Annotated in this window: 15 protein-coding genes; 10 read left to right on the top strand and 5 right to left on the bottom strand. The window is 72.0% G+C overall.

Features of this window, described 5'->3' with window-relative positions:
• Positions 1-41: 41 nt before the first annotated feature.
• Complete coding sequence (locus ACIBAD_RS01980; RefSeq protein WP_398903734.1) at positions 42-575, bottom strand: DUF5134 domain-containing protein; 534 nt, start codon at positions 573-575, stop codon at positions 42-44.
• A gap of 147 nt (positions 576-722) precedes the next feature.
• Between ACIBAD_RS01980 and ACIBAD_RS01975 the strand changes: the two genes are divergently transcribed.
• A complete protein-coding gene (locus ACIBAD_RS01975) occupies positions 723-1262 on the top strand; it encodes a GNAT family N-acetyltransferase (protein ID WP_134068211.1) in 540 nt (179 codons plus the stop codon).
• A 19-nt stretch (positions 1263-1281) separates the two neighbouring features.
• Here the strand turns inward: ACIBAD_RS01975 and ACIBAD_RS01970 are convergent, their stop codons facing one another.
• Positions 1282-1971 carry a glycerophosphodiester phosphodiesterase gene (locus ACIBAD_RS01970; RefSeq protein WP_398903732.1) on the bottom strand — a complete coding sequence of 230 codons (690 nt, stop codon included), beginning with the start codon at positions 1969-1971 and terminating at the stop codon, positions 1282-1284.
• 188 nt (positions 1972-2159) lie between these two features.
• A complete protein-coding gene (locus ACIBAD_RS01965; RefSeq protein WP_398903729.1) occupies positions 2160-2771 on the bottom strand; it encodes a PadR family transcriptional regulator in 612 nt (203 codons plus the stop codon).
• A 49-nt stretch (positions 2772-2820) separates the two neighbouring features.
• On the opposite strand from ACIBAD_RS01965, the gene ACIBAD_RS01960 reads away from it, so the two are divergent.
• From ACIBAD_RS01960 to ACIBAD_RS01940, 5 genes are all read left to right on the top strand, one after another.
• Positions 2821-3942: an LLM class flavin-dependent oxidoreductase gene (locus tag ACIBAD_RS01960; RefSeq protein WP_398903727.1), complete on the top strand. Its 1122-nt coding sequence runs from the start codon at positions 2821-2823 to the stop codon at positions 3940-3942.
• A 226-nt stretch (positions 3943-4168) separates the two neighbouring features.
• Positions 4169-5575, top strand: a complete 1407-nt coding sequence (locus tag ACIBAD_RS01955; protein WP_398903725.1) for a DUF6421 family protein — start codon at positions 4169-4171, stop codon at positions 5573-5575.
• 26 nt (positions 5576-5601) lie between these two features.
• Positions 5602-6366, top strand: coding sequence for an SDR family NAD(P)-dependent oxidoreductase (locus ACIBAD_RS01950; protein WP_134068207.1), 765 nt, complete (start codon positions 5602-5604; stop codon positions 6364-6366).
• Positions 6363-7424 carry a low specificity L-threonine aldolase gene (locus tag ACIBAD_RS01945; RefSeq protein WP_208328886.1) on the top strand — a complete coding sequence of 354 codons (1062 nt, stop codon included), beginning with the start codon at positions 6363-6365 and terminating at the stop codon, positions 7422-7424. The genes ACIBAD_RS01950 and ACIBAD_RS01945 overlap by 4 nt, the downstream gene beginning before the upstream one ends.
• Positions 7425-7496: 72 nt before the next feature.
• Positions 7497-8096, top strand: a complete 600-nt coding sequence (locus ACIBAD_RS01940; protein ID WP_134068205.1) for a transglutaminase family protein — start codon at positions 7497-7499, stop codon at positions 8094-8096.
• Here ACIBAD_RS01940 and ACIBAD_RS01935 read toward each other — a convergent pair.
• Complete coding sequence (locus ACIBAD_RS01935; RefSeq protein WP_134068204.1) at positions 8041-9291, bottom strand: MFS transporter; 1251 nt, start codon at positions 9289-9291, stop codon at positions 8041-8043. The genes ACIBAD_RS01940 and ACIBAD_RS01935 overlap by 56 nt on opposite strands.
• 80 nt (positions 9292-9371) lie before the next feature.
• Between ACIBAD_RS01935 and ACIBAD_RS01930 the strand changes: the two genes are divergently transcribed.
• Positions 9372-9938 (top strand): CGNR zinc finger domain-containing protein, encoded by a 567-nt coding sequence (locus tag ACIBAD_RS01930; protein ID WP_398903722.1) that lies wholly within the window; start codon positions 9372-9374, stop codon positions 9936-9938.
• 146 nt (positions 9939-10084) lie between these two features.
• Positions 10085-11290, top strand: coding sequence for an alginate lyase family protein (locus tag ACIBAD_RS01925; protein ID WP_398903720.1), 1206 nt, complete (start codon positions 10085-10087; stop codon positions 11288-11290).
• A gap of 81 nt (positions 11291-11371) precedes the next feature.
• On the opposite strand, the gene ACIBAD_RS01920 is transcribed toward ACIBAD_RS01925, so the two are convergent.
• On the bottom strand, positions 11372-12094 hold the full coding sequence (locus tag ACIBAD_RS01920) for a lysophospholipid acyltransferase family protein (protein ID WP_398903718.1): 723 nt from the start codon (positions 12092-12094) through the stop codon (positions 11372-11374).
• A gap of 201 nt (positions 12095-12295) precedes the next feature.
• Here ACIBAD_RS01920 and ACIBAD_RS01915 point away from each other — a divergent pair, with 201 nt between their 5' ends.
• Positions 12296-12670 carry a thioredoxin family protein gene (locus ACIBAD_RS01915; protein ID WP_398903716.1) on the top strand — a complete coding sequence of 125 codons (375 nt, stop codon included), beginning with the start codon at positions 12296-12298 and terminating at the stop codon, positions 12668-12670.
• Positions 12671-12792: 122 nt separating this feature from the next.
• On the top strand, positions 12793-12873 hold the full coding sequence (locus ACIBAD_RS01910; protein ID WP_351040880.1) for a putative leader peptide: 81 nt from the start codon (positions 12793-12795) through the stop codon (positions 12871-12873).
• The last annotated feature ends 45 nt before the right edge of the window (positions 12874-12918 follow it).

The raw sequence follows: 12918 nt of genomic DNA, 5'->3' as shown, positions 1-12918 counted from the left end.
TTGGTGACGCAGGACACGTTTGCCCTCCGGCTCCCGGAGCTTCACAGGCTCAGCAGCATCGCCAACATCCCCATGCCCATGGCGAGTCGGCACGCCCTCGTCAGCTCCGCGGCCTTCGCGGGCGGCCCGGCCGCGATCGGCGCCGTACCCCCGCCCGCCGTCACCAGCCGGGCCCCGCCGAGCAGCACGTACCCCGCGAAGTAGAGGAGCAGCGCCCCGGTGACGAGCGGCGGGCCCCCGCCGCGCCCGTGCCCGTGCCCGTCGGCCATCGTCAGCGCCATGTACGCCATGGCCAGCGAGCCGACCAGGTGGTGCGCGTGGTGCACCCCCTCCCGCAGCAGCCACAGCGCATGCAGCACGGCCCCGCAGAAGACGGCCGGCAGGATCGCGGGCGCCCACGGCCCGATGCCCGAGGGCACGGCCATCACCGCCATTCCGAACCCCATCAGCGCCTCGCCCGCCGCCCCGCCGCGCGCCTCCCGCTCCGATGTACGCACCCGCCACAGGCAGTACGCACCGCTCGCGGCGCAGAGCAGGACGAGCAGCCAGGCGGAGAGGGAAGCGGAAAGGGACATCGCGGGACCGTGCACGGCGGAACCTCCCGGTTCGTCGGCGTCACGGGAAGAGATGCCCCGGCCCGGACGCCCGCACGCCGCCCCGGGTTAGGCTCTCCTTGCCGCACCGGGCATGTCATATGCCACCGAGCAGAACGGGAGCCCCCGATGTCGACCGCCCACCCCACCGCCCTGAACTTCCGCAGTGCCGTGGAGGCGGACGTACCGGAACTGGTGCTCCTGGTGGAGTCGGCCTACCGAGGGGACGCCAGCCGTGCGGGCTGGACCACCGAGGCGGACTACCTGGACGGGCAGCGCACCGATCCCGAGGGGGTCCGCGCCATCATCGGCTCCGCCGACGGCGTCCTGCTCGTGGTCGAGCGCGCGGGCGAGCTCGTCGCCTGCTGCCAGCTCGAACACCGGGGCGACCACGCCTACTTCGGGATGTTCGCGGTCCGCCCGGGGCTGCAGGGCGGCGGCCTCGGCAAGGAGATACTCGCCGAGGCCGAGCGCCGCGCCCGCGAGACGTGGGGCGCCGAGGAGATGCGGATGACGGTGGTGAACGTACGGGAGGAGCTCATCGCCTACTACGTGCGCCGCGGATACCGGCGCACCGGCGAACTGAGCCCCTTCCCCTACGGAGACGAGCGCTTCGGCGTCCCGCTCCGCGACGACCTGGCCTTCGAGCTGCTGGTCAAGCCGCTGTAGCGGGCAGCGGGAGCCGCCGTCAGGCGATGAACCGGCCCGTGCTGCGGATCTCCGGGTAGCCGGTGGCCGCGCCGTCCAGTTCGAGCGCCCGCGCCACCCGCAGCTCCTGAAGGGTGTTGACGGTCCAGCCCGTCACCCGCAGCCCGGCCGCGTGCACGCACTCGACCGTGTCCAGGGTGAGCTCGCGGATGTTCAGGGCGAGCGTGTGCGCGCCGCAGGCCCGGGCCCGGGACACGACGTCTGCGGCCCCGCCGCCCAGATCCGAGTGGAGCACGGTCCGCACCCCCGGCAGCAGCCGCGCCGTCTCGGCGAGCACCCCGTCGCGGAAGGAGGCCACCTCCACCCGTGCGCTCAGGTCGCGGCGCAGCACCAGCTCCGCCAGCGCCTTCGCGGCCGGCCCGTCGTCGACCGACACCTGGAGCGGGGTCCGGACCGCGTCCAGGACCTCCTCGAAGACCGGCACCCGTTCGCCCTGGCCGGCGTCCAGTTCGCGCAGCGCGGACAGGGTGAGGTCGGCGACGGCTCCGGAGCCGTCGGTGGTGCGGTCCACCTCGGCGTCGTGCAGGACGACGAGCACGCCGTCCTTGCTCAGCTGCAGATCCAGCGCGATGGCGTCCATCCCGGAACGCTCCGCGCGGACGAACGACCGCAGGGTGTTCTCCGGTTCGACACCCATGACCCCGCGGTGACCGATGGTGAGGAAAGTCAAGGTTCTCTCGCTTCCGTCGACGGCGGCTCGCCGCACGGTCGCGGTGTCCCTACCGGCCGGGCGGTGAGGACGCATGCTAGTGCGCCGGGGAAGCGATGGGACCGCCCGTGCAGCGCCCGGAACCGGCCCTCCGGCCGGTTCCCGCCAGGGCTGTACGCCGCCGCGCGCGCCGCGGCGGCCCTGTCGCGTCACCCGGGCGTGGGCGCGTCCCCGCCGCCTTGACGATCCGCGTCCAGCTCCGCGAGATCGGCCAGCAGGGCCTCGCCCAGCTTCAGTTCGGCCAGGTGCTGCCGCTCGCTCCAGCGCAGGGCGAGCGCGGGGAAGGCCCACTGCGGTACGCCGCCCGCCTGCTCCATGGCCTCGCGTACGGCGGCCAGTTCGCCCCGGGTGCGCTCCAGGTGGTCGCCGACCATCGCGCGCAGCAGCTGCGGCTCGGCGAGGTGGCCGAGCCAGATCCGCAGCAGCAGGCCGTGCTTGAGCACCGGGGGTCCGGCCTCCGCGGTGTCCGAGGCCCAGCCGGCGAGGGCCGCGCGTCCGGCGTCGGTGATGGCGTAGCGCCGCTTGGCCCGGGCCTCCTCCGGCCCGGAGCGCGCGGAGGCCGCGTACCCGAGTTCCTCCAGACGGCGCAGTTCGGCGTAGATCTGGCTGATGGCCGGGGACCAGTAGAAGAAGCGCAGGGAGGAGTCCGCCCACTTCTTCAGCTCGTAACCGGTGCGTTCCCCGGGGAAGGACAGCAGCCCGAGCACGGCCCATGCGGTCGCCGGCAGGTCTTGCTTCTTCGACGTCTGACTACTAGTCATATTCCGAATTGAAGTAAGGCCGGGCACGGGACGCAACCCTGGAGGCATCGTGAAATTCTCCGTGATCTTCGAAGCTCAGCTCGCCGACCCGACCGTGGAGCGGGAGCACCAGGTCATCCACGACTGCGTGGAACAGGCCGTGCTCGCCGAGCAGATGGGATTCGACCGGATCTGGGCCGTCGAACACCACTCCCTGAAGTGGTACGCCCACATGTCGGCGCCCGAGGTCTTCCTGACCTGGGTCGCGGCCCGGACGCACACCATACGCATCGGCCACGGGGTCGTCTGCATGCCCTTCAACTTCAACCACCCGGTCCGGGTGGTTGAGCGGGCCGCCATGCTCGACCTGCTCTCCGGCGGCCGCCTCGACCTGGGCGCCGGGCGCGGCGGCACCGAACAGGAGACCTCCCTGTGCGGGGTCGACCCGGAGCGCACCGCGCAGGAGGTGGAGGAGGCGCTGCGGATCATCGGCAAGGCCTGGCAGGAGGAGGAGCTGGAGTACCACGGCGAGCTGATCGACATCGACCCCCACCCGATCCTGCCGCGGCCGCGACAGACCCCCCATCCGCCGCTGTTCCTGGCGTGCAGCCGCGCCGAGACCCTCGTACAGGCGGCCGAACTGGGCGTCGGGGCGCTGGTGATGGGCTTCGCCGGGCCGGAGTCCATCGCCGGGATGCGGGCCGTCTACGACGGGGCGGTGGCCGGGCGGGACGCGGCGCGCTTCGTCTCCACGGCGGTCAACGACCACTTCTCGGTGCTCTGCCCGACCATCGTGCTCGACGATCCGGCCGAGGCGCGCCGGATCGGCATCCGCGGCCAGCGGTTCTTCGCGCAGTCCATCGGCCACTGGTACGGCGGCGCCGGCATCCCGGACGAAGCCGTCGTCGCGGGCGCCGACGAGGCGGCGGAGATGCGCACGGCGGCCGAGCAGGTGGTGGCCAGGCTGCACGAGCAGGCGATCCCGGTGCGGCCCACGTCGACGGCGACCTTCCACGCCGACCACGCGTACGGGAGCGCCGAGGATGCCATCGCGTACGTGCAGCGGCTCAAGGAGGCGGGCGCGGACGAGATCATGTGCCTGATCCAGATGGGCACGGTGCGGCAGGAGGCCTGTCTGGAAACGCTGCGGCAGTGGGGCGGGAAGGTCATCCCGCACTTCCGCACCGCCTGAGTGACGGACGTCACCCGTCAGCCCTTCGGGTGGCCGCCAGAAGGGCCGACGGGTGCGGGTCGCAGTGCGCGAAAGGGGCGAAGCGCTCGCTCGGACGGTGGACGGCGGGAAGAATTACGGTGTCGACGGGGGTTGCGCAGGATAATTTCCCGCACAGGCCCTTGAGCAGGACAGGGCCGCACGCATACGCTGTGTTGACGCGAGGTTCTCCTGTGGAGGAAGTGACATGACGGAAATTCTTGTGCCGGGTTCTGGCGGTGCGGTGATAGCCGCCGGTGCGCGGGTGGTGGACCACCCGGCGTGGCCCGAGCTCAAGGCCGCCGTGGAGGAGATCCGCCCCTGGCAGGCCACGGACGGCTCGATCGACTTCGAGGCCGCGGGCGCCCCGGCTCCGACCGAGGTCGCAGCGGCCGTCGAGCGGGCGATCGCCGCCGTGGAGGCGCTCTCGCCGCTGCTGCCGCACGCCGCCGCGTACCACCGCGCGCTCGTCTCCGACCTGCGCAAGTGGGTGGCGGACGGCTTCAAGGTGCCCGACTTCCTGGACTCCCTGCTGGCCTTCCACCCGGCCGCCGAGCGCGCCGACGGGCTCCAGCACCTGGTCGTCTTCCCCATGTACACGCAGAACGGCAACCTCGACCGCAACTTCGAGGCCGTCGTCCTGAAGATGGTCTGGCCCGAGTGGCTCTCCGAGCTGGAGCGCACCCGGTACGACAACCCGCTCTTCCTCGGCATCACCTTCGAGGACTTCACCCCGGGCTACGACACGCACTCCGCCGTGCTCTTCCCGGAGACCATCGCCGTCCGCGAGGCCCCCGAGCGCTTCACCTGGGGCGGCATCTTCTGCGACCGCGAGGCCGCCCGCTACCGCAAGGTCACCGAGGCCGCCGTCGACATCCTGGGCATCGAGCTGCCCGAGGACATCGCCCGCATGGTCGAGGACCAGGAGCGCTGCGAGAAGGCCTTCGTCCTGTGGGACATGGTCCACGACCGCACCCACAGCCACGGCGACCTGCCGTTCGACCCCTTCATGATCAAGCAGCGCCAGCCGTTCTGGATGTACGGCCTGGAGGAGCTGCGCTGCGACCTCACCGCCTTCAAGGAGGCCGTGAAGCTGGAGTCCGAGGGCAACGAGCACGGCCGCGACGTGCAGTACGCCGTCCTCTTCGACCGGATGTTCCGCTTCCCGGTCTCCGGCGACCGCAACCGCAACTACGACGGCCTCGGCGGCCAGCTGCTCTTCGCGTACCTCCACAAGCACGACGTCGTGCGCTGGACGGACAACAAGCTGAAGATCGACTGGATGCGTGCCCCGCAGGTCACCAACCAGCTGTGCGCCGAGATCGAGGACCTCTACCGGGCCGGCATCGACCGCCCGAAGCTCGTCCACTGGTTCAAGGCGTACGAGCTCGTCTCCACCTACCTCGCCCCCCACCCGGGCTCCAAGTGGGCCAAGGGCCCCGACGCCCTCGACCTGACGCAGCCGCCGCGCAAGCTCGTCGACGACGTGCTTCCCGACGAGTTTCCGCTGAGCATGTTCTATGAGGCGCTCGCCAAGAAGCTCAAGGGAGTGATCGCCTCCACGAAGGGCATCACTGCAGTGAACGCCGATTCGGCCGAGCGGGTCGCCGCGTGAGCGCTCGCGCACAGGAGGCTGCACAGATGAACAGCGCTGGGAAGTCCGGGAACGGCAAGCTCCACGGTGCCGTGGTGGCGGTCGCCGGGGCCGGCGGCCCCGCCGGGCGCGCCGCCCTGCTCCGCCTCGCCGAGGCCGGTGCCGTGGTCGTCGCGGCCGACGCCGACCCGACGCGCCTCGCGGAGTCCGTGGACGCGGCCCGCTACGCCCACGGCGGCGCCACCGTCACCGGTGACACCGTGAACCTCCTCGACCTGGAGGCCACCAAGGCCTGGGCCGAGCGGACCGAGAAGGAGTTCGGCCGGATCGACGGGGTCGTCCACCTCGTCGGCGGCTGGCGCGGCAGCAAGACCTTCACCGATGTGGACCTCGCGGACTGGGACTTCCTGGAGAAGCTCCTGATCCGCACCGTCCAGCACACCTCGCTCGCCTTCCACGACGGGCTGCTGCGCAGTGACCGCGGCCGCTACGTCCTGATCAGCCAGTCGGGCGCGCACAAGCCGGTCGCCAACAACGCCGCGTACAACGCGGGCAAGGCGGCCGCCGAGGCCTGGACGCTCGCCCTCGCCGACTCCTTCCGCAAGGCGGGGGGCGAGGAGGGTCCGGGCGCCGCGGCTGCGATCCTGGTGATCAAGGCACTGGTGCACGACGCGATGCGCGCCGAGCGCCCCAATGCGAAGTTCGCGGGCTTCACCGACGTCAAGGAGCTGGCCGAGGCCATCGCCGGCGTCTGGGAGCGGCCCGCCATCGATGTGAACGGACAGCGTCTGTGGCTCACTCCGCAACCGTGAAGACCGATGCCCACCGCCACCACGATCCGGCGGTGCGCGGATTCGCGAGCGACAACTACGCGGGGGTCCATCCGGAGATCCTGGAGGCCCTCGCCCTGGCCAACGGCGGCCACCAGGTCGCCTACGGCGAGGACGAGTACACCGAGCACCTGCAGAAGATCATCCGCAGCCACTTCGGCCCGTACGCGGAGGCCTTCCCGGTCTTCAACGGCACCGGCGCGAACGTCACGGCCCTCCAGGCCCTGACGGACCGCTGGGGTGCGGTGATCTGCGCCGAGACGGCGCACATCAACGTCGACGAGGGCGGCGCCCCGGAGCGGATGGCCGGGCTCAAGCTGCTCACGGTCCCGACCCCGGACGGCAAGCTCACCCCCGAGCTCATCGACCGGCAGGCCTGGGGCTGGGAGGACGAGCACCGGGCGATGCCCCAGGTCGTCTCGATCACCCAGAACACGGAGCTCGGGACGGTCTACACGCCGGACGAGATCAGGGCGATCTGCGAGCACGCGCACGCCCACGGCATGAAGGTCCACCTCGACGGGGCCCGCATAGCCAACGCCGCGGCCTCGCTCGACGTGCCGATGCGCACGTTCACCAACACGGTGGGCGTGGACGTGCTGTCCTACGGCGGCACCAAGAACGGCATGATGTTCGGCGAGGCCGTGGTGGTCGTCAACCCGGACGCGGTCCGGCAGATGAAGCACATCCGCAAGATGTCGATGCAGCTCGCGTCCAAGATGCGGTTCGTGTCGGTGCAGCTGGAGGCGCTGCTCGCCAAGGACCTGTGGCTGCGCAATGCCCGGCACGCCAATGCCATGGCCCAGCGGCTGGCGGCGGGGGTGCGCGAGACCGACGGGGTGGAGATCCTCTACCCGGTGCAGGCCAACGCGGTGTTCGCGAAGCTGCCGCAGGAGGTGTCGCGGCGGCTGCAGAAGCGCTACCGCTTCTACTTCTGGGACGAGGCCGCCGGCCACGTGCGCTGGATGTGCGGCTTCGACACCCAGGAGGAAGACGTGGACGGCTTCCTCCAGGCGCTGAAGGAAGAGCTGGCCCGCTGAAGAATTGAATAGATATACCCCCGACTGCAAATCCATTGATTCGCGGTCGGGGGTATGCCTATGCTCCGGGCCATGCAGCTGATCCCGCAAAGCCCGGACGTGCGCCCTTACCTGGCGGCAGACGAGGTCATCGATCACGGTCACCCGCTCGTACGGGAGACCGCCGACGCCCTCTGGACCGCCACCGGAGACGCATACTCATACGCCAAAGCCGCTTTCGAATTCGTCCGCGACACCATCCCGCACTCCGGGGACTCCGGGGACCTGCGCGTCTCATGGCGCGCCTCGGACGTGCTGCGCACCCGCAACGGCATCTGCTACGCCAAGTCCCATGCGCTGGCCGCCCTGTTGCGGGCCAAGGGCATCCCGGCCGGCCTCTGCTACCAGCGCCTCGCCGACGACGACGGCTCGAACCCCGCCGTGCACGGGCTGATCGCCCTCCGGCTGCCGGGGACCGCGGAGTGGGCCCGTCTGGACCCGCGGGGCAACAAGCCGGGCGTCGACGCCCAGTTCGCGCTGGACACCGAGCAACTGGCCTTTCCCGTACGCCCCGAGCTCGGCGAGGTCGACTACCCCGAACTCCATGCCGTCCCGCATCCGGCCGCGCTGGCGGCCCTCAAGGAGTCCGCCGACCGGCCGGAGCTGTGGCGGAACCTTCCGACGGCCCTGTAGTCCCGACGGCTCCGGCCGGCGCCGCGCCCTGCCGGGCCACCAGTGCGTGCAACAGGGCCGAGGCCAGGATCAGTGCGGAGATCCCGGCCAGCAGCGCCTGCGGCGGCGCGGCGGCCGCGAAGCCCACGAGCGCGGCGCCGAGCGACGCGGCGGTCAGCTTGAGCCCCGCCCCGAGGGTGAACACCTGGGTGCGTACGGCGTCGGGGGCGTACTCGGACCGGATCCGGAGGGTGGCCGTCAGCAGGGGCCCGTCGCACACCCCGGCGGCGGCGAACAGCACCGCCGCGACGGCGACGGACGGGGCGAACGCGGCTGCCGCCAGGGCGACCCCGGTCCCCGCCATGGATCGGCGCGCAAGCCGCCCCGGCTCCACGGCCGTGACCCGGCCCAGCGTGAGGGAGCCCGCCAGCGCGCCCACCGCGAACGCCGTCATGAGTACGCCCCCGCCGCGCGGGCTGCCCAGCCGGGACGCCAGCAGCACCGACGTGGTGGTGAGGGTGCCTATGCCGACGAACGCCAGCGTGGTGGCCGCGGTGATCGCCCGCAGTTCGCGGATCCGCCACAGCGCCGCCAGGCCGGCGTGCAGACCGGTGGGAGCCCCCGTCCCGGCCCCGGGGTGCGGCGCCGGGTCCGGCTGCCGGGTTCCGTACGGGAGCGTGGCGGCGAGCGCCGCCGCGAGCGCCCCGGCCGCCGCGAGCACCGCCATCGCGGGTGCGGCCGAGCCCAGTGCGGAGGCCAGGCCCACCACTGCCGGGGCGGTGACCGCGGCGGCGTTGTAGGTGGACGCGTCCCAGGCGTACGCCCGGTCCCGCCCGGCCCCCGCCGGGACCAGACCGGCGACCAGGCTGGACATCCCGCCCGTCACCATCGGTCCGCAGCTGCCGCCCAGCAGCGCCACCGCCAGGACCAGCGGCGCCGGGGCACGGCCCAGCAGTACGGCCAGCGCGGCCACCGCGCAGGTGAACCCGGCCAGCGCGGCCACGTGGAACGGTCTCGGCCGGCGGGTCCGGGCCGCGGCCGCGCCGGCGAGCGGAGCCGCGAGCACGTGCGGCGCCAGCCAGGCGGTCAGTACGAAGGCCCCGTACGCCGCGCTGCCGGTGCGCTCCAAGGCCAGCAGGACCACCGCGAGGCTCATGCCCTCCGAGGCGAACCGTGCGGCCAGCGCCGCTGCCAGGTACCGCCCGAACCCGTGCATCCCGGACCCCCCCGCGAGGCGTAACGTGATAGTGGCACAAGACGTTACGTCATATGGGTGTAGGTCGAAAGGATTCCGCGATGCCCGATTCCGCGCCGGGGTTCTCGGCGGACCGGCGGCTGATCGAGCTCGCCGAGGCGGTCCGCGCGGACCCCGAGCTCCCGCGCGCCGAGCTCGCGGCGCTCCTCGCGGAGCACGGGGAGCGCCCCGCCGCCCTCACGGAGCGGGCCTTCACCGAGCAGGGCGCGGCCGAACTGCGGGCGGCCGCCCTGCAGATGGGGGCGCTCCTCGCCGAGACCGACGAGGAGCGGGCCGCCGGAGCCCTCAACGCGCTGTTCGCGCAGTACGCGGCCCCTCCCCGGCTGAGCCGGCACGACGGCCACCCCTGGCACCTGCACGTGGACCGGGGGGAGCAGGCCGGGTGGGGCGAGTGGTTCCTGGCCTCCGGGGCCCTGGCGCTCTCCCGACTGCTCACCGAGTACGGGCGGATCGCGTGGGGCGCCTGCGCCGCCGAGGGCTGCGGGCGGTTCTTCCTCGGCACCGGCCCCGGCAGCGCCCGCCGGTACTGCTCCACCTCCTGCGCCACGCGGGTGCGGGTCGCCGCACACCGCAGGCGCAAGCGGGCGGAGGCGGCGGGACCCGTGTGAGCGGAGGCGGCGGGCCCGTGTGAGCGGTCGCATCGAGGGCAATAGGAAAGTTTCCTGTTGGATAACGTTGTCAACTTGGCATGCTCATGGGTACTTTCGGCGGCAGAACATCCCCGTTCCCCCCACCCCCGAACGGAAGTGCTCCCATGCGCTACGGAGTTCCCGCGGGTCTGGCCGCCCTGGCACTCGGCCTGACGGCGGCCCTGACCCTCACCCCCACCGCCCAGGCCGGGCCCCAGCCGGCTCCCGCCCCCGCCGCTCCGGCGCAGTTCGCGCACCCCGGAGTCCTCAACAGCCGCGCCCAGCTGGACTTCGTACGCGCGAAGGTGCAGGCGGGGGAGCAGCCGTGGAAGTCGGCGTTCGACGCCATGCTCGCCAGCCCGTACGCCTCGCGGTCGCGTACGCCCCGACCGCGCGCCGTCGTCGAGTGCGGTTCGTACTCGAACCCGGACAACGGCTGTTCCGAGGAGCGCGAGGACGCCATCGCCGCGTACAGCGACGCCCTCGCCTGGTACATCACCCGGGACGCCGGGTACGCGAAGAAGTCGATCGAGCTGATGGATGCCTGGTCCGCGAAGATCAAGGACCACACCAACAGCAACGCCCCGCTGCAGAGCGGCTGGGCGGGCTCCACCTGGCCGCGCGCCGCCGAGATCATCAAGCACACGTACACCGGCGGCTGGCCGGGCCAGGGGCGCTTCGCCACCATGCTGCGCGACGTCTACCTGCCCGAGGTCGTCAACGGGAAGCCGAACAGCAACGGCAACTGGGAACTGATCATGATGGACGCCGCGATCGGCATCTCGGTCCATCTCGACGACCGCGCGAGCTACGACAAGGCGATGGCGATCTACCTCGGCCGGGTCCCGGCGTACTTCTACCTCGCCTCCGACGGGGCGCAGCCCGCGTACCCGCCGCGCTCGACCATCGACACCAGGAGCGAGCTGATCGACTACTGGCACGGCCAGAGCGTCTTCGTGGACGGCTTGGCCCAGGAGACCTGCCGGGACTTCGGCCACACCGGGATGGCGATCGCCGCGACCATGCACGTCGCCGAGACCTCGCGGATCCAGGGACGCGACCTGTACCCGCAGTTCAAGGACCGGTTCCGGTACGCGCTCGGCTTCCACGCCCAGTACGAGCTCGGCGCGAAGGTGCCGTCGTGGCTGTGCGGCGGGAGCGTGGCGAAGGGCATCGGCCCGGCCACCGAGGTCGGCTACAACGCCCTGCACACGCGTCTGGGCGTCAGCATGGAGAACACCCGCAAGCTCACCGAGGGGCGCCGCCCGGCGGGAACCGAGAACCACTTCGAGGCATGGGAGACGCTGACCCACGCCGAGAACCCCAACTGACGTTCGGGCGGGGCCGGCACGAGAGCGCGGCCCCGCCGTGGACGGCGGGGCCGCGGGATCACCCGACCTGGTGGTGCGGGATCAGCCCGCTTCCTTGACCTGGGCGGCCGTCGGCGCGGTCCCGCCCAGGTGCGCCGGCACCCACCAGGTGTCCTCGGGGCCCTTGGGCTTGCCCGGGTAGGCGCTCTGCGCGGCGTCGAGCAGCTCCTGCACCCGCTCGCGCAGGCGGCGGGTGATCGCCCCGGCGTACTGGTCGGTGGGCGCCTCGATGGGCTCGCCGACCCGCATCGTCACCGGGATGTGGCTGCGCTTGAGGTTCTTCGGGCGGCCCTTGGTCCACAGCCGCTGGGTGCCCCACAGCGCCACCGGGATCAGCGGGACGCCGGCCTCCTGGGCCATGCGCGCGGCGCCCGACTTGAAGCTCTTGAGGGTGAACGACTGGGAGATCGTCGCCTCCGGGAAGACGCCGATGATCTCGCCCGCGCGCAGCGAGTCGAGGGCGTGCTCGTAGGCCGTCTCACCCTGCTTGCGGTCGACCGGGATGTGCTTCATGGCGCGCATCAGCGGACCGGACACCTTGTGGCGGAAGACCGACTCCTTCGCCATGAAGCGGACCAGGCGCTTCTGCGGCCGCGCGGTCAGGCCGGCGAAGATGAAGTCGAGGTAGCCGATGTGGTTCGACACGAGAACCGCCCCGCCCTTGCGCGGGATGTTCTCCGTGCCCTTCATGTCGATGCGGATGTCCAGCGCCTTGAAGAGGGTGTGGGCGGCGCCGATCACCGGAGGGTAGACGAGCTCAGCCATGAGGGGGAGACCCCGCTTTCTGCCTGGGGAGGTGCTCCCGGCCGGAAGTTACGGCTGCGTAGGTACGCTGCCCTTGGGGATCGTGCCCCATACGCGGGCTGCTGGCCAGCCCAGACGACCGTGCCCGAGGAGATTCTCGTCACGCCGGGAATGCAGCGCGTAGCCGGGGCGCTCGGATCACCGTACGAACGCAATTCAATGATGCGGCAACGGTCCGCGGCGACGGGAGCAGGGGTGCACGGGGACGAGGACGGCCGGGCCGCGGGCCCGGCACGGCTGGGCGCGGCGGAACTGGGCGCACCGCCCGGGCGCAGGGCCACCCTGGTGCAGTTCTCCAGCGCGTTCTGCCAGCCCTGCCGGGCCACCCGGCGGATCCTCGCCGAGGTGGCCGGACTGGTCGAGGGCGTCGAGCACGTCGAGATCGACGCTGAAGCCCGTCTTGAGCTGGTGCGCGCGCTCGGCATCGAGAAGACGCCGACCGTGCTCGTGCTCGACGCCGGGGGCCGGATCGTGCGGCGCGCGGTGGGGATGCCGCGCAAGGCGGACGTGATCGCCGCGCTGGGCGCCGCGATGTGACGACCCCGGCGGCCGGCGGTACGCCCGGTACGCCGGTGCACGCGCCCGCACGCAGCGTGACGCGCCTCGCATCTGGCCGGTGCGGCTTGACTGTGTACACGGGAGATCGCCAGGCTGGCGGCATGCGGTATGAACTCCTGCTTTACGGGCGGGTCCACGTGGACCTCGTCCGCTACGCGAGCGCGCGTTGTCGGGGCCACTGAACGAACCCGGTCCCCGACCCGATCCCACCGCGCCCGTGCCCGCCG

The sequence above is a fragment of the Streptomyces sp. NPDC051109 genome (assembly GCF_044455885.1).
In the GTDB taxonomy this organism is placed as follows: Bacteria; Actinomycetota; Actinomycetes; order Streptomycetales; family Streptomycetaceae; genus Streptomyces.
The sequence above is the reverse complement of the archived record's forward strand: the minus strand, read 5'-3'. Positions and strand labels throughout refer to the sequence as shown.

Excerpts from the sequence above, each read along its gene's own strand:
- ACIBAD_RS01910 (WP_351040880.1), top strand. The coding sequence starts at position 12,793 with ATGCGGTATGAACTCCTGCTTTACGGGCGGGTCCACGTGGACCTCGTC.
- ACIBAD_RS01915 (WP_398903716.1), top strand. The coding sequence starts at position 12,296 with ATGCGGCAACGGTCCGCGGCGACGGGAGCAGGGGTGCACGGGGACGAG.
- ACIBAD_RS01920 (WP_398903718.1), bottom strand. The coding sequence starts at position 12,094 with ATGGCTGAGCTCGTCTACCCTCCGGTGATCGGCGCCGCCCACACCCTC.
- ACIBAD_RS01950 (WP_134068207.1), top strand. The coding sequence starts at position 5,602 with ATGAACAGCGCTGGGAAGTCCGGGAACGGCAAGCTCCACGGTGCCGTG.
- ACIBAD_RS01925 (WP_398903720.1), top strand. The coding sequence starts at position 10,085 with ATGCGCTACGGAGTTCCCGCGGGTCTGGCCGCCCTGGCACTCGGCCTG.
- ACIBAD_RS01930 (WP_398903722.1), top strand. The coding sequence starts at position 9,372 with ATGCCCGATTCCGCGCCGGGGTTCTCGGCGGACCGGCGGCTGATCGAG.
- ACIBAD_RS01980 (WP_398903734.1), bottom strand. The coding sequence starts at position 575 with ATGTCCCTTTCCGCTTCCCTCTCCGCCTGGCTGCTCGTCCTGCTCTGC.
- ACIBAD_RS01935 (WP_134068204.1), bottom strand. The coding sequence starts at position 9,291 with ATGCACGGGTTCGGGCGGTACCTGGCAGCGGCGCTGGCCGCACGGTTC.
- ACIBAD_RS01940 (WP_134068205.1), top strand. The coding sequence starts at position 7,497 with ATGCAGCTGATCCCGCAAAGCCCGGACGTGCGCCCTTACCTGGCGGCA.
- ACIBAD_RS01975 (WP_134068211.1), top strand. The coding sequence starts at position 723 with ATGTCGACCGCCCACCCCACCGCCCTGAACTTCCGCAGTGCCGTGGAG.
- ACIBAD_RS01965 (WP_398903729.1), bottom strand. The coding sequence starts at position 2,771 with ATGACTAGTAGTCAGACGTCGAAGAAGCAAGACCTGCCGGCGACCGCA.
- ACIBAD_RS01955 (WP_398903725.1), top strand. The coding sequence starts at position 4,169 with ATGACGGAAATTCTTGTGCCGGGTTCTGGCGGTGCGGTGATAGCCGCC.